Annotated in this window: 15 protein-coding genes and 2 pseudogenes; 4 read left to right on the top strand and 13 right to left on the bottom strand. The window is 58.1% G+C overall.

Annotated features, from left to right (window positions below; translation table 11 throughout):
• Window positions 1-19 precede the first annotated feature (19 nt).
• Window positions 20-1,006, bottom strand: a complete 987-nt coding sequence (locus LRP30_RS21165) for an acetylserotonin O-methyltransferase (protein ID WP_249761563.1) — start codon at window positions 1,004-1,006, stop codon at window positions 20-22.
• Window positions 1,007-1,351: 345 nt separating this feature from the next.
• On the opposite strand from LRP30_RS21165, the gene LRP30_RS21160 reads away from it, so the two are divergent.
• A complete protein-coding gene (locus LRP30_RS21160) occupies window positions 1,352-3,049 on the top strand; it encodes an adenylate/guanylate cyclase domain-containing protein (RefSeq protein ID WP_249761805.1) in 1,698 nt (565 codons plus the stop codon).
• A gap of 351 nt (window positions 3,050-3,400) precedes the next feature.
• On the opposite strand, the gene LRP30_RS21155 is transcribed toward LRP30_RS21160, so the two are convergent.
• Window positions 3,401-3,655 (bottom strand): hypothetical protein, encoded by a 255-nt coding sequence (locus tag LRP30_RS21155; RefSeq protein ID WP_249761562.1) that lies wholly within the window; start codon window positions 3,653-3,655, stop codon window positions 3,401-3,403.
• Between the two features lie 1,055 nt (window positions 3,656-4,710).
• Here LRP30_RS21155 and LRP30_RS21150 point away from each other — a divergent pair.
• On the top strand, window positions 4,711-4,920 hold the full coding sequence (locus LRP30_RS21150) for a hypothetical protein (RefSeq protein WP_128933102.1): 210 nt from the start codon (window positions 4,711-4,713) through the stop codon (window positions 4,918-4,920).
• Window positions 4,921-5,265: 345 nt separating this feature from the next.
• On the opposite strand, the gene LRP30_RS21145 is transcribed toward LRP30_RS21150, so the two are convergent.
• The 8 genes and pseudogenes from LRP30_RS21145 to LRP30_RS21105 all read right to left on the bottom strand — a co-directional run.
• Window positions 5,266-5,973: a hypothetical protein gene (locus LRP30_RS21145; RefSeq protein ID WP_346016231.1), complete on the bottom strand. Its 708-nt coding sequence runs from the start codon at window positions 5,971-5,973 to the stop codon at window positions 5,266-5,268.
• 371 nt (window positions 5,974-6,344) lie between these two features.
• Window positions 6,345-6,530, bottom strand: coding sequence for a hypothetical protein (locus tag LRP30_RS21140; RefSeq protein WP_249761561.1), 186 nt, complete (start codon window positions 6,528-6,530; stop codon window positions 6,345-6,347).
• 218 nt (window positions 6,531-6,748) lie between these two features.
• Window positions 6,749-7,006: a hypothetical protein gene (locus LRP30_RS21135; protein WP_249761560.1), complete on the bottom strand. Its 258-nt coding sequence runs from the start codon at window positions 7,004-7,006 to the stop codon at window positions 6,749-6,751.
• Window positions 7,007-9,510: 2,504 nt separating this feature from the next.
• Window positions 9,511-9,777, bottom strand: coding sequence for a hypothetical protein (locus tag LRP30_RS21125; RefSeq protein ID WP_128942899.1), 267 nt, complete (start codon window positions 9,775-9,777; stop codon window positions 9,511-9,513).
• Between the two features lie 640 nt (window positions 9,778-10,417).
• The gene (locus tag LRP30_RS21120) at window positions 10,418-10,636 is read right to left on the bottom strand and encodes a hypothetical protein (RefSeq protein ID WP_249761559.1); all 219 of its coding nucleotides are present in this window, start codon (window positions 10,634-10,636) and stop codon (window positions 10,418-10,420) included.
• 779 nt (window positions 10,637-11,415) lie between these two features.
• Complete coding sequence (locus LRP30_RS21115) at window positions 11,416-11,811, bottom strand: hypothetical protein (protein WP_249761558.1); 396 nt, start codon at window positions 11,809-11,811, stop codon at window positions 11,416-11,418.
• 8 nt (window positions 11,812-11,819) lie between these two features.
• Window positions 11,820-11,993, bottom strand: a complete 174-nt coding sequence (locus LRP30_RS21110; protein WP_164934602.1) for a hypothetical protein — start codon at window positions 11,991-11,993, stop codon at window positions 11,820-11,822.
• Window positions 11,994-12,219: 226 nt separating this feature from the next.
• A pseudogene (locus LRP30_RS21105) lies at window positions 12,220-12,462 on the bottom strand (SOS response-associated peptidase); the annotation flags it as partial.
• 146 nt (window positions 12,463-12,608) lie between these two features.
• Here LRP30_RS21105 and LRP30_RS21100 point away from each other — a divergent pair.
• Together LRP30_RS21100 and LRP30_RS21095 are read left to right on the top strand one after the other, a co-directional pair.
• Window positions 12,609-12,833 (top strand): hypothetical protein, encoded by a 225-nt coding sequence (locus tag LRP30_RS21100; RefSeq protein ID WP_249761557.1) that lies wholly within the window; start codon window positions 12,609-12,611, stop codon window positions 12,831-12,833.
• Between the two features lie 47 nt (window positions 12,834-12,880).
• Window positions 12,881-13,111 carry a hypothetical protein gene (locus LRP30_RS21095; RefSeq protein ID WP_249761556.1) on the top strand — a complete coding sequence of 77 codons (231 nt, stop codon included), beginning with the start codon at window positions 12,881-12,883 and terminating at the stop codon, window positions 13,109-13,111.
• 48 nt (window positions 13,112-13,159) lie between these two features.
• Here the strand turns inward: LRP30_RS21095 and LRP30_RS21090 are convergent.
• The 3 genes and pseudogenes from LRP30_RS21090 to LRP30_RS21080 all read right to left on the bottom strand — a co-directional run.
• Window positions 13,160-13,261 (bottom strand): annotated as a pseudogene (locus LRP30_RS21090) (SOS response-associated peptidase); the annotation flags it as partial.
• A 46-nt stretch (window positions 13,262-13,307) separates the two neighbouring features.
• Window positions 13,308-13,508, bottom strand: a complete 201-nt coding sequence (locus LRP30_RS21085; protein WP_128932289.1) for a hypothetical protein — start codon at window positions 13,506-13,508, stop codon at window positions 13,308-13,310.
• A gap of 636 nt (window positions 13,509-14,144) precedes the next feature.
• Window positions 14,145-15,059 carry a hypothetical protein gene (locus LRP30_RS21080; protein ID WP_249761555.1) on the bottom strand — a complete coding sequence of 305 codons (915 nt, stop codon included), beginning with the start codon at window positions 15,057-15,059 and terminating at the stop codon, window positions 14,145-14,147.
• Between the last annotated feature and the right edge of the window lie 9 nt (window positions 15,060-15,068).

Genomic DNA, 15,068 nt, shown 5'->3' with positions numbered 1-15,068 from the left:
AGCGCCGACTGCCCCACAGTCAGATCGCCTGGGCGATGATCACGCTATGTGGGCCGACGAGTGGCCGCCTCTCTGCCTTGTGCCAGCCGGTCTCGCGCAACCACGCCTCGGCATCGTCTTCGCCATAGGCCTGACCCTCACCCGAGATGATCAAGAACTCCCCCGACATGAGGGGCGCGGCCAGAGGCTGCGTGTGATCCGAATCCATCCAAAGATCGACGAGCAGCAGGTGCGTTCCCTGCGCCGCGTGCCCGCGCAACTTGCGTAGCAGGTCAACATTGTGCGCGGCGGAGAGCACATGGACTGTATTGGCGAGCAACAGAACGTCATGTCCCGGAGGCAGCGGATCGCTGACCAGATCGCCCTCGACCACGTCGATCCGGGCTCCCTCAGGCTCTCCCGCGAGCCGTCGACGCGCCACCTCGCAAGCGCCAGGCAACTCGAATAGAGTGCCGTGCATTGCCGCGTGCCGTCGCAGGACGGCGATCAAGAACGAGCCGGTCCCGCCTCCAATATCAAGCAGTCGGCGATGCTGCGAAAAGTCGTAATTGGCTGCCAGTGCCGCTGCCGTCGTCGCCGAAAAGGCTTCCACCCCGGCCGAAAAGATCTGCTGTTCCTCGGGGCTGAATTGGCCGAACTTCGCCCGCCCTGCGCCGGCGCGCACCGCTTCTTCCAGAGTAAGCCAGCCTGGGTAGCTGATGCGGTTCCAGAAGCGCAGCATCGGCCGTAGGTCAAGGCCGGACCGTCCGGCGAGAAAGGCCGCCGCGGCCTCACTGTTGCGATAGTGCTCGCCATCACGCTCCAAGAGGCCGACGCTTACCATCGCATCGGCGCTGATACCGGCGGTTCGCCGCGGGATGCCACATGTCGCGGCGAGTTCGTCGAGCGTTGCCGGACCCTGCGCGAGACCAGTGAACAATCCGATTTCACTAGCGACAAACAAATGCTTCGCAGCCATGAAGCCCATGGCGATCTCCATGATCGGATCGGGTGTGACCTTAGCCATTATGTGCTTTCCCTTAGACGGAATACGGAGGATCTTGGTCGTAACACAGCGCAGATTGGGCAAACAGCTGCGGCAATGTTTACTTTCCGCCGAAGCGACCAGTTACTCGCCATCGCGCTGACTGCGGGAACGGCGCATCCGCGCCGCCGACCTCATTGGGAGACCTGTCGCATGTCAAGGAATGAAACCGGTCGACGGTTCTCAAAACGGTGGTACACTTGTCGTGACGCCTTCTGACGAAGCTGGTAGAGTGTCCTTTTTCAGGGAACCATCGTGGTGGAAGAGCGTGTTGAGAGGAGGTTGGCAGCGATCTTCTGCGCCGATGTCGCCGCGTATTCACGCCTCATGGGCTCGGATGAGGAAGGGACGCTCGCGGCCCTCAAGAGCCATCGCCGAGAGCTGATCGACCCGCTAATTACCCAGCACCAGGGGCGCATCGTCAAGACGACCGGTGACGGCATGCTGATCGAGTTCGCCTCGGTCGTCGACGCCGTGCGTTGCGCGGTGGTCATGCAGCAGGGGATGGAGGACCGTAACGCCAACATCTCCGAAGGGCAGCGCATCCGCTTTCGGATCGGCATTAATCTCGGCGACATCATCCTCGACGAAGGCGACATCTTCGGTGACGGCGTCAACGTCGCCGCCCGGCTTGAGGCTCTGGCCGAGCCCGGCGAGATCTGCGTCAGCGCCTCAGTGCGCGAGCAGGTCGGTGAAAAGCTGCCGATCGGGTTCGTGGATAGGGGCGAACACACCGTTAAGAACATCGCACGGCCGGTGCACGTCTATCGCGTCGACAAGCACGCCGAGGTGCGCAGCATAGCAGAGAATAATCCGGCAACGGGGCTGCTCTCGCTACCTGACCGACCGTCGATCGCGGTGTTGCCGTTCCAGAACATGAGCGGCGATGCGGAGCAGGATTATTTTGTCGACGGCATGGTTGAGGATATCATCACCGGCCTGTCGCGCATCAAATGGTTGTTTGTGATCGCGCGAAATTCAAGCTTCGCTTACAAGGGCCAATCTCCCGACATTCGCCAGGTCGGACGCGAACTCGGCGTGCGCTATGTGCTCGAAGGCAGCGTGCGCAAGGCGGCGGCCCGCGTCCGCATCACCGGCCAGCTGATCGAGGCGGAGACCGGCCGGCATATCTGGGCCGAGCGCTACGACCGCGCAATGGACGATGTTTTCGCGCTGCAAGACGAAATGACAATGAATGTTGTCGCCACCATCGAACCGAGCCTGCGCCAAGCTGAGGTGGAGCGCGTCAAACGCAAGCGGCCGGACAACCTGGATGCTTACGACTTGGTGCTGCGCGCAACGCCTCTTGTCGTTGCCGGGATGCCGGAAACCGCCTTGCGGGCTCTGCCCTTACTGGAACGCGCGCTCACCCTTGAACCCGACTACGCGCTAGCACACGGTCATGCGGCGTTTTGCTATGAAAATCTGTTTGTGCGCGCCGGAAGGCGCGACGAGCATCGACAGGGGGCGATCCGCCACGCCCATGCTGCCATCGCCTACGGCCGCGACGATGCCACGGCGCTGACCTTGGGAGGGTTCAACGTGGGCATGATCGAGCATGACCGTGCCGCCGCGCGGGAGGCGTTCGAGGCCGCAATAGTGTTGAGCCCGTCCTCGGCTTTTGCTTACATTCTCGGCAGCATCCAACTTGGCTTTGCCGGCGACGTGGAGCGCGCGATCGAATGGGGCGAGCGAGGCCTGCGCCTGAGCCCGTTAGACCCCTGGAGCTTTGTGGCCTGCCATGGGATGTTCCTCGCTCATTTCCAGGCCGGGCGCTTCGAGCAGGCGATGAGCGCGGCCCGTAAGTCGATCCCGCATAATCCCGGCTTCAGCATTTCCCATATGTTCCTGGCGGCGGCGCTCGCAAAGCTCGGGCAGATCGACGACGCGAAGGCCGCCGCCTCGCGGGTACTCGCACTTCAGCCCGGTTTCAGTATCGCCGAGTGGTGCGCGGCGACCGATCCCGTGCCAGCGATCGCTCTGCCTCTCAGCGACGCTCTGCGCGCAGCCGGTTTACCAGAATAGCAAGGCACATCGAAGACGCCGGTCCCGGGGGCGATCACCGGAAGAGCGATGAGTCGTCAGAGGTGCCAACCCGTGCCGCAGCATCGCGGAACCGAGAGCTGGCGCTCACGCTAGCGACCGTTCCGCGTGCTATGGTCTAGACATCGTGCGATGCTTGGGTTGGCTGCTGCAGTGCATGAGTCCGTTCATGGCCCGATGCTGCCTAGCTCGATGCTCGTCCAAGCGTCGGCTGTCGAGTGTAGACCGGAAGCGGCTTGCAGCGGCCTAGACCGCCGATTTGGCCCGACTCGGACATCGCTGAGCCGTCCACCGATGTTTCGAAAGTGCGACTGCGGAACAGGTCTCGAATGCTCAGTCGCGGGTCATCGAGATTATCTTGAAGTCCTTGTCGAGCTTGATGTCGAACTGCCCGTCCTTGCACTTGGCGTCATCGACTTCAAAGTAGCCGCTGCCTTCGGTCTCCTTTTCCATCTTGCCGCCCGTGCAGCCAAAAACTTCCAAGGCAGCCCTGATCTTCTCGGCCTCTGTGGGTGTCACGGGGGTGTCAGCAAGGGCGAAAGTGTTGCTTGCAAGTGCGGCAGCGAACGCGATCAAGAAGGGCTTCATCTGTGCTTCTCCATTCAGCAAACGAAAAAACAGCTCAAACTTTGTTCCAACACACGAAAGACTCACCGATGAGTCAGTCACCTGTCGGCGTTATTCTGAACTCAGGCCGTTCTCGCAGGTAAGACGCCATCCGCATTTCTTCGATCTATGCTCTTGATAGTCATGCGGTACTCGAAAAGCTTACTTGGTGCTGGCCTGTTTCAGCTCAGCGGGGCTCTAGCTGATCGCCATTGAAAATGTGCAACATGCCCGAGAAGGCAGGATGATCCGCTTCAACGACATACCGGACTGCGCCCGCCCGACTCGTAAAGACCGAAACGATGAAACCCGGATATTCGTAACCTGATCGCTTCTTTACTCGGTCGCCTACATTGAACGGTGCGTCTGTCATTTAATTCCCCGTGGCCATCTTAGTTGGCGGCCTCTTTCATATCAGGCTAAGCCGGGAATGTCGCCTGTTGGGCCCTTAGCCGAAGAAGGCTAAGGCCATTGCGGTGTCGGCTGTCGAGGGTACAGCGGCACGACAACGGGCCCGCCGGTTCACGCTGGCGGGCCTTCTACTTGATCCCGTGCCACGTCCGCTCCCAGCGAGCGGAGATCGGCGCCCATTCAGCATCGCTGAGCGGCCGGCGCGCGAACATCTCTGTTGCCTCTCTGGGGCTCTTGGCCCGCAATTCCAACGCTACCACCACCATCGCGGCCGGCTCATCATCCGGGAATGCCCGGATGTACCGCTCTGCGCGACGCCTCCTTATTGCTCTAGTGATAAATTCTAGCATCTCAAGCCTAGGCTAGAGTGACCCAAGAAACTGCCAGATCAACAGCAACACCACAATCACCAGCATGGCGTAGACCGTTCTGCGGCCGATCCGGTTCATTCTAGAACCTCATATTCGAACGCCACGCTCTCGGGGGCGTTCTCCTCGGACCTCGGTCTGCAGGACTTCGGCGTACATACCTTAGTTTATTGTCACAGTGTTTTCCAATTCTCACCAATTTTGCGGGCCAGCAAACGAGCGCAAATGCGAACAAGGAGACTTACGGGGGACACATTTGTGGCCATCAAAAATGTCGTCATTCCTTTGGACGATGAATATCTGCAGAAGGCAGCAAAGGAGCGCGGAATCTCCCGCTCCAAGCTTGTGCGATTTGTTATGGAGAAGGTTGTGAGCGACGAACTCGTTCCCGCTATTCTCGGAGAGGGCGACTTGTCGAACGTTGAGCCGCCTCCGCAAAAGTATCGACGCTTTCGGCATCCAGCATAGGCGTGACGCTCGATCCAACACAAGCGCTCCTAGGCTACCGCACCTACCAAGGGACAGCCGACCTTGGACGATCATCATCTGGAGCAACTAATTCAATGGTTGGTCACAATGCTAATGGGGCAATCGATCGTGCGTTGCACGAGGTGCAGGCCGCGCGGCGTGATCTCACCTTAACCGCCTTCAGCGTGCGGCAGGCAGAAGCTGTTCGCAGAATAGATAGAGCCCAAGCCAGGCTTGCTAATCTGGGCAGTCCCGGAACCGCGGGGCATACCGGCCTTCTCACGACAACGCGTCCGTCACGCGATCCATAGCGGGATGACTGCGGCGGGCCATTATCCGACGCCCTCATTCCAGCACATCGTACTCGAAGGCGACGCCTTCCGGATCGTTTTCATCGAGCCAAGCCTGAGCGATTTCCTCGGTGGCAAAGACCTTCAGATCCTTACCTTGATCGTAAATCCAAACCGTCACAGTTCGCGCTCCATCGCAGGATGACTGCGGTTCTTGACCTTGATCCAGAACTTTTGCCGGCCGCCGCGGTAAGGCCGATCGCGATGTTTGGAGACCAGGCCCTCCAGGCCCATCCGGCACGCCGCCCGAAAGAGGTCGGGGCCAATCTCGCCTCGCTCGAACGGTGCTACGCTGATCCCATCCGGCCGGCGGGCCCAATAGCTGCTGCAGATTTGCTTTGCGCATGTGGAGGGGCAGGGACCGCAGGTCGTCGCCGCCCATCGCAAGGATATCGAAGGCGTAGAGCTGCACCTCGTGGTCGTCTTGCCGGCTGTGCAGCGCGTTGAAGTCGCTGATGCCGTCCACCCCAAGGATCACGGCCTCGCCATCGATCACAAAGCGCTTCTGCCGGTTCTTCAGCGCGGCCTCAGCAATCCAGGGGTAGCGCTTCGTCCAGTCGGTGCCGTTGCGAGAGAGCAGGCGCACGCGTTCGTTCTCCCGGATGACCAGCATCCGATAGCCGTCATGCTTCACTTCATGAATCCAGTCCGGCCCGTTCGGGACCTGCTTGCCGGCGGTCGCCAGGCACAGCTCGAATGCCATACGCATGGACCGAAGATAGGAGCCCGCCACGGATTTTACGAATCTGCTGAAGTTCCTGCGGGGAACAGTGCTAAGGCGTACAGACACCGCGATGAACGATGAGTAGCCTCGTTTCGCTTGGCCCTTGCTAGCCCGAGGGCCCAGCTTCCTCCAGCGGCCCCGGCCTCACCCCTCGAGCGCCCCCCGGCCGGGGCCGTCTTTGTGAAGGGGGCCGCCCGACTGAGGCAGCTTTGCTTTTCAGGCGCTTGCGCTCGCACGCGGCCTTGATCTCGAACAGGACGACTATTGATCCGACCATCGAGGCGCCGATCGCCACCATTATCAGAATCATCTCAGTCATGGTTCTGATGCTAACACCGGCCTCGGGCAGTTCATCCATCGTCCGGCGGCTCGGGATGCCAGACCTTGGGGATTGGAATTTGGAGCACTTTTTCCGAAAGAGCGAGCCGTTGATACGACTCCCGTAGTTTCTCTCTGGCGCGTTCTGTCCCGGCTTTGACGCGCTCGATCTTGGCAGTGACGAGCCTGGCAACAAAATCTGTCTCTTCGTCCGGCATGGGGACGCCTCCCGCTGCAAGCCGACAGATTAACTTAGGTTAGTTTTCCCGGTTCCATCTCGCGCATTGCCGTCTCAATCCACCTTTTGTCTTAGTGGCAGAGGCGGTCGGCGACGCGCATGATAGAGCCGTCGGGGCTGGCCTGAGCAGCGGACCTCTCGGCCCTGTGCTGCGGATTCGGTGCGGACCTCCAGGTGGCACGGGGCCGATTTGTCTGCTCAGTGGATTTCGCCGCGGCTCAGCAATCGGACGTAGGTCCCGCTCTCGTGCAGTTCGATCCAGCCGCGCTCAATGGCGAACTTCAGGCCATCACCGAACTCGCTGGCGCTGCCCTTGAGCGTATAGAGGAACGGCGCGTTGATCTTCTCGATATGGATGCGGCCGTCCTGCACCGGTTCGATGCTGGCCGCGAGCTGGACGAACTGGCGGGCGGCGGCTTCCGGTTTGGCGTAGGGGCGTGCCTCAACGTGTTTCATGCGCCGTGTCCAGTGAGCTTGTCTCGTTCGGTGCGGGCGATGGTCTTCGCCTCGGCCTCGGCCTGCTTCCGGGTCAGCAGATCCGGCGGAAGGCGGCGGCTCGGCATGTCGTCCATTCTGACCGATAGCCAGCTGGGGGCTCGCATAGCGACCAAAGAGCAGTTCGGCCACATTGCGACGGAGCCAGTACAACGAAATACTTTCCGTCTTTTAACGGAATGCCAAGGCGAACTTAAGGATCAGCGATCCTCTTTAGGTCTGCTCTCGGGAGGATGACTGGCGGTACAGGATAGCAGGAGCAGAATGCTGATCCGAGCAGACATAAACGCGATCGGCACAGCTCCAGCCCATCGCGAAATTCACTCAGTTCTTCTCCGGCCCAATGCTTCTGCTGTCTGCCCCGTTAACCAACCAAATGCGCGGGCGCCACGTCTCCGATATGAAGCTACTTCGGCTCTTGCTTGCCAGCTAGTTTGCGAGCAGCCGAGCTAAGCTCCAGCTCTCAGATCTGTTCGACCAACTGCTCTATGATCTCTTCACAGTCAGATGAGGTCAGTGAATACACGCCGCGCACGCCAGTTGGTTGGAGAATCGTCGCCATCATGGCTTTTGACGCTCATACGCGTTGGTCCAAAAATTAAGATCGTCAAAAAATCAATCACAAGTAGATGCGAAAGATGAACGACACGCAACGGCAAGGACTTTACTTCGGCTCCGTGTTACGGGCGACGCTGGCGCAAATGTTGCGGTACGCGTCTTGCGTGACACAAAGTCGTTCGCGGCTTACGAAACAGTTCGTTAGCTTTTGCGTGTCTAGCTAGGAGCGTGCCGCTTACCGCCGACGGCACATTGGAATGGGAATGCCGGCCCCGGCTGTTTACCCCATCCTGCGGCTGGGGCCGTTTTTGAACTTTCGCAGCATTGTTCAACCCGGTCACAACCATGTTTAGAGGCATTGCTATCGCGCTATTTGCAATGGGTATCTTTTCTCAGCTTGATCGCGCGCTTTTCTATGGCCGCAATACCGACGCGGCACTCGGGCTGATGCGCGAGATTGGCCGAGGCTTTGGGCTGTAGGTCTTTTGCTCGGCATTTCCCTGGTCTAGCCATGCCGCACCTTCCGAACCCCAATCCCGTTCGTCCCGGTCCTGGTCCTGAACAGCGACTGCGTGAATTGCAGCGCCGTTTCCGTGCGGTACCGGCGCGCCATGACCGTACTACTAAGCTGCGGTGGGCTATGATGGCATTGATCGCAATCGCTGCCATTTTGGTTGCCTATCCGGCTATTTGGCTCCTTGTTTCGAGTTCTTGGCCGATCACGACAACCCTCAGACATATCGCGTCCGCGCCCAACTGTGAGTTTGCCCGCTTAGTCGGCTTGGCACCCGCGAGACGGGGGGAGCCCGGCTATTGGAAACACCACGATCGCGACGGGGATGGAGTTGCTTGCGAGCCATGGCCGTCACGGCGGGGAGCTGCTTCGCCGCGATTCCCGCTCAACAACGGCTAGACCAAAAGGCTCAACGGTCCAGTCGTTTCCGGCGCTCGCAACGGCTACTTCTTCAACAGTATTCCGATGGTTCGCGCCATTCGCCTAACCGATCCGGCGTGGCGGCCCAATTCGGCGGTTATCTCCGATGCGCCAACGCCTTGGCGGGCCAGCGTGACCAATCGTCGGACCTCCTGCTCGGCCCATTGCTTTGGCTTTGGCGTTTTCATGGTGCGGCGCTCGATCCGCACCAGTTAACCCGCGAGTCTAGTTGCCAACACTTGGGAAATTTACCGGTGGGCTCCCGGCCTTGAGGCTGGCCCTCGCCGTTGAACGGCAAGCTCGATGCAAGCAAGACGCCTCGCGCCGTAGCGACCTTATCGTTCGGCCCCCACCAACGTCGGCCTGTGAGCCGTCATTGTGATTGTCGGCTATCGGCCGTAAACCGGGGGCTTGCCACGACCGCCGCTTGTGACTCATAGCGGGCATCCCGGTGGGATGAGCCGTTCCCCTAGGTTTGCGTTATGGATTTTCCTAAATCGGTGCTCGCCGAGCGTTCCGGTTATCGTTATCGGCTCGTCTGGCTCAAGCCTCTCCGCACGAGCCGGACAGCGTCGATGTAGGGATAGCGCCAACACCACGAGCGTCTTTGACGCGGGCGGGCGGTTTATGGGCAGACGACAATGACGACGCACACGCAAGCAAAGAAACGAGACCCAAATGCCTGCGAATGCAGATGACCAATGCTGCGTCTACTACATGACGTAAGCTGCACCGGACGGTTACATCGGCATCAACTCCAATCAGGCGCGAATAAGAACGCATGGCTGAGCTGCGGGGCGGGCAAACAAAAAGCCCCCGACAGGAACCCCATCATGGGAATTCTTTGGGGGCTATTTTTGGCGAAGCTCGTATTCAAAAAATGCGAGGCTTCTATTTGCACACCCGGCCCGGTTCGTCTTGCCCGGCTGCTCCTGTTGTTATCCCGTTCTCAGTCGCCACAGCACCAGCTTGGTCAATTGCCATAAAAATCACAGGACACGCACATATGACCAGCTTTATCAAAGTTCTTCTTAGCATCGTAGCCTGAGTCGCGCAGATTCTGCCTATAAAGTGCCGAAGCAGGCTGTTCGCCAAGACTACCGCCTGCTGGAACACCAACAGCCGCCATGCTTGATCCAACACGGTGCATTTTATGGAATGATGAACCATGACGCTGACCAGCATCAGCTGATACGACACCAACAGCTAATATAGCTGCAATAAGAAGCGCGGTCTTCATGATACACCTCCTGTAAGGCAACGTAGTTGTTGCCAAAGCAAGGAGCGCGCGTGCTCGATCTCGAGCCAGCGGTCTCCAATACGATGTAAGATGATGGTCGGAGCGCGGATTGCAGACACGGGCCGCCCTCGGATGCGCCAAACAGAACCGCGCGCTCTGAACCGACTTTCTCCAAAATCGTCTGCACGTCGTGCATGCGTTGCTCAAGGGTGAAGATCTGCGATCCTCGGTCTGACATTCCGGTGCCGCGCGTGTCGAAAATGATAAGGCGGAAGAATGATGCCAGGCGACGGAAGAACGCGCTGCGTTCCGCCACGTGCCAGCTCGCCTCAACGTGCGAGACGAAACGCGGGACGAATACCAAATCCAACGGTCTATTTCCAAGGACCCGATAGGCGATGTGAACGTCATCGCTCTTGACGTAATGAGTTGCCGGTGCGGCCATAAGACACCTGATCCGGACTTGCTCCGTTCGTCAGAGCCAAAGATACTCCTCGCGGGCAACCGTGCCAACCTGGCGCGACAGCGTCCGCAGTTGGGCCCTGAGCCGAACATGCACCAGCCGAATTTCCATGTCGGCTGTCCGCAGAAGACCCGACATTGGCCCGTCCACCGCCGCTCCCCGGCCGGCCTCGTAAGCTCAACTGACGAGCTGCCTCGGCAACACCATCACGATATTGATCTCGCGCTCCAGTATCTTTGAGGCAATGATCGATATGTGCAGCGCGAATTCATCCTCGATCTTAGCGGCGGTGTCCTCGTCCTTGACGTAGACGAACAGAATATCCCCATCGACTTCATCGAACCGCACGCCTGCGAAGAGGCGGTCGAACGTCCTTGCGCCGACCATGAGCGCCATGCGTGCTTGGATCGCTTGGTCGTGGATATCGGTGATTGCATACGTCGAATATGGGGCCGAAGCACACCCGGGACAAGTGCTCAGAACCTTGTGCTACGGCTCGATCTTCCTTCGGAGCCACTATCACGACTTGAGCGCGTTCATCGGGCAACGGCCGTTGCAGCGTCTTGGCCTTAATCCCATGCCGCGCGCATCTAGACATCGTGCCCGTTAAGGAACTGGTTACTAGTCACTGTCACCATTTGCATATTAGGTCGCCATATGCGGCGGCACATTCTGAGAACGGTTTAATATTTCGGCACGCCCGGTTGGCGGTCTCTTGAAGGAGAGGCCCAATGTTTAAGGGCTTCACGGTGGCAGTTGTGGCGCTGGTCAGCACGGCGCAGCTGGATCAATACCTAACCAACGGTCGGTACACCGACGCGGCCATGACTATGCTACGGCAAATCAGGCACGCGTTTGGGTTTTGAGATACCGGGATAATTTTACGGTGCGTGATGGAAAGCATCTCCTGGGCTGATCTCAACGCGGAGGAGCAACGCACCATTGCGATCTTGGGAGCCGGACTTTCTATCGAGCTGTGTGACCCCGTTGCTCTCCTGACTTTAAGGCGGCTAGGTCTGATCGTAGGCTTCCACTTGACGGCCGCTGCACACAATTTGCGTAGAGACGTTGTTTTCGGCGAACTCGGGGCGCGTGATTGCGTGACGTAGCCAAGCGCACGACCGCGAAAAGACGGTCGAAATTCCTCGCCGACGATGAGCGCGATGCAGGATCGCTTAGTCATGAGTATCGGTCAGTCGCGCGGCCCCCTTTGGACTTGAGATCCTGGCACGCCATCGCTCTTCAAAAGTGTCAAAGTCTTTCAATGCCAACGCTCGTGCATCTAATGGATTGCCGGGCTTGCTAGCTATGACAATGCCTTTAGCTTCTCCGCGAGAACCGGGTTCGGAGGAGACCTCTGTAGGCCACTCCAGCAGTGATTTCGAAAGCATGGGCTTGCCCGCGTACCAGCATTTTCGTCCGTCGATGAGACGATAGGACCACCACTGACCTTGCGGATTTGTCGGGATTGCAGCGGCGCAATGTTGCTTAGCATGCACGCTTGTCATTTCGAGCGACGAGAGCGCAGCAATGCAAACGGTTAAAGCAAACGATTGAAGCGGTTTGCTCATGGGCGCGCTCAATTGCCGTGTTGCTGCAATCGACTTACAGCAACGAGCAAGGCGGGGCGTTCGAGAACTTCCAACAACTTTTCAAGGATATGCGCATTATCCTTAGGACAGGGCCGAAGGTATTCTTCCAATATGAGTTGCGCTTCGCTAATCGCTTGCAGGGCTAATTGCTGATCAGTCATCGCTGCTTACTCATCGATAAAATGCGCATAAAATGCGCTGAGAAGGCTAGCGAATGGAGAAATCAAGTCAGCTTTGGGGAATATCCCCGCTCTTTTTTTTCACTTTTTGTTTCAAATGCCAACTTGCCATCGTGGCAGTGTCGCGGCGCTGCCTCGATCAATGTGCGCAGATAGCCATGCGAAAGGACCTGTTGCGAGCGGAGGGATCGCGGCGACCGAGTATTTTTTAGGCTACCGCCCGATCTTCCTTCTCCGCCCCGCGCATCACGATCTGAAGCACATCATCCGGCAACGGCCGTTGCAGCGCCTTGGCCTCACCCCACGGTGCGCGTATCCAGACATCGCGGTCCTCATCGGTCGCCAGGATCACCGGCATCGCGTTGGATGGATCGGCTCGACGACGGCATTCGGCGTTTGTCGTCAGAAAACCATAGACGAGGTGCGGACCGGGGATCGGCTTGGACTTCGTGCTGCGAGCGCCCGCCACGTGCGTCTGTATCCTAATTCCCACACTTGCGACCAAAGAGCGTCTGTTTGTCGCTTTTCGAACCGACAGGCTAAATCCGCTCGGTTCCAACTCCACTATTGGAAGTAACTCACCGGTGGGGAGGCGAAATGGAACGTTCCCTGTTAATTGAGATGACGCGCGACAAGTATGTCGAGCGGTGCAAGCAACGGGCGTTCGATCATCTCGACCGAGGTGATCTTAAGAACGCGGTCGCCTCGTTTGTCGGCAATATGAACGCGCGTCCCGATTGCGAATTGCCGCACTACTTAGCAACCCTTGGCGCTTCGCTGCTAACGGCGAACGATGCGCTCGGCTGGAGGAACGCTCATTGAAGGGTTGAGGTGACGATCCGATAAACGCGGGCCTTGGAGCCGTGGGCATGGCGCACTACCGAGCTTACCTTTTGGACCAGTACCACCACGTTATAAGCGTGGCCAATTTGCAATGTGCCGACGAGCAGGAAGCACGAGAACGTGCTGAACAGTTAGTTGATGTCAACGATGTCGAGCTATGGCAACTCGATCGCCGTATTGCGGTGTTTGAAGCTGTCACAAGCCGAACCTCGAAGTCGGCGGCGAAGGTAAGGCCACGGCGCCCTCCAGACGAATGAAGCGTGTGTGACAGTTCAGCGCTATCTCAGCTCCGGCTTCGGCATTATGATCACGGGCGCCCGGTAGTTCGGGAAGACGCCGGACATCGGTAGGTTGCCGACTTGACCTACGCGGAAGAGCGCGGGGATGGCGGCTTGTTTGGTGGTGATGCTCTAGAGGTTGCACATCAGAACACGAGCCGCCAACGCACTCGCCCTAGCTCAATCCCTTCTCGGTAACGCGCAACGTGCGGAAGTAATAGCCTTGTCTCTGAACGGCTGACCTGATCTCGTCGCTGACTTTGCAGACCCTCTTTCTGCTCTTGCGCCACTTCTGCCTAGAACCAAGCACGGGTACCGCTGAGCCTGTGCCCAGGACGAGCAAGTCGCGTTTATCGTTGCGATAGACATCAAACATCTTTCACCCCCACTCATCGTGCTGAAGTAAACAATGAAATATTGTTCGGTCTCGACCGAGCAGCTTAACATCTCAGATGTCCACGCGGGTTGTAAATGTGCAACGCTCGCCGTGTTCCGGAACGAACTGATGCAAGCCCAAGCGGATCAGCGTCATCTCGGTCCGGCTTGCGCGTTGCGGATCACGCGGAGCAGGTTGCACATGGGTTAGGCCAAGGGCTCGGTTTCTTGCGGTCGGTCGAGTTGAAGAGCTACCGAATTCCGCCACAACTACGTGAGCAAATGCGCGGATGCTCGAAATCCCACGCCGCTGCGATCACTGCGAAGAAGAGTTCGCACCAGAAGAGCTGACCGTTCTTGCGGCACCGGCCGGGGACGGCGAGCTGATCTGCGCTCGGTGCATCGAAGTCAAGCTCCGTCGAGCTGTCGCGAAGCTACCGCGCGGTGATAACTGATAGCCCCCAATGGAGACCGGGGCGATTTTTAGTGCCCGTCGGCTAGTCGTTTTCTCTGGCTGCTGCGGCAAGAAGCGCAACGTGTGCTGACTTAGGCCGCCTGAACCTACTTAAGTCTCACGAAGCTCTGTTGAACGCTCGTTAAATCATAGATGAACCCTCGCCAAGCCGCGCGCCTCTCGTCACACCGCGCGAGCGAACAAGCTGCTTAAGACGTTGTAGAATGTCTGGAACGTGGGGATCAGCAAGAGCCCAAATCCGCAAGCATAGAAAGAAGCGGCAAGCAGCCTCCAAAGTGGCTTACTATGATCATAAGCCATATAGCTTAGAGCAAGGATATCGTTGCGCGTTTCCGAATCGAACGACGTGTCTGCGACTTGATCGACCCACCATTCCTCCGTTCTGCGGCTGAAGGCCATGGGCCGCACTAGCTTCCATGGATCGGGGAGCCCAGATTCGTCGTCCTGATATTGGGAATGATCGTCAGGAACGGATCCGTTTTTGCGGCACCATTCGCCATAGACCTCAAGTATTACTGTCAGGAAGAGCCTTAGAAAATCGACAGGCTCGCCAAGCCTTCTCAAGGTTCGAGATGCAGCCGTTAGGGGGAAATAATCATCGTATATGTTCCATTGCCAGAAACAGAAATGGTGGGCCGCATGACGCAGCAAGATCCGAAACCTTGGCTTAGTCGCCAATGGAGCCTCGACACTTTGGTAATTTGTAACGGTCGGATACTCCTTGATAGACTCAGGGCAGAAAAGAGCGAAGAGGGCGGACCCGAAACCAAGAAAGCTTAGTCCAAAGTATGCGAAGTATAAGCGCGAGAGGGTAAGAGTGTGCGCTGTGACTTTAGTTTCGTCTGAGCGATCACTCGCAAGGTGAAACCAACGGCTTACCACCTCAGGGGAAATGCTCAGTAAGTTCACGACGGCCTGATTGAACAGAATAACTGAGCCCAAAAATGGCACGATGATAGTCAAGCTAAGAAGTCGTGACTGTCCAATCCTGCGAATAGACGACCAAGAAATGTGCGATAGCGGGCGGCTATCGAGTAACACATACCAAAGACGAAGCGGGTTGAGCTTGTTGTTCATGGTGCCGCT

Source organism: Bradyrhizobium sp. C-145 (genome assembly GCF_023375135.1).
GTDB lineage: Bacteria > Pseudomonadota > Alphaproteobacteria > Rhizobiales > Xanthobacteraceae > Bradyrhizobium > Bradyrhizobium zhanjiangense.
Note: the sequence above shows the minus strand (reverse complement) of the source record. Positions and strands in the feature narration are given on the sequence as shown.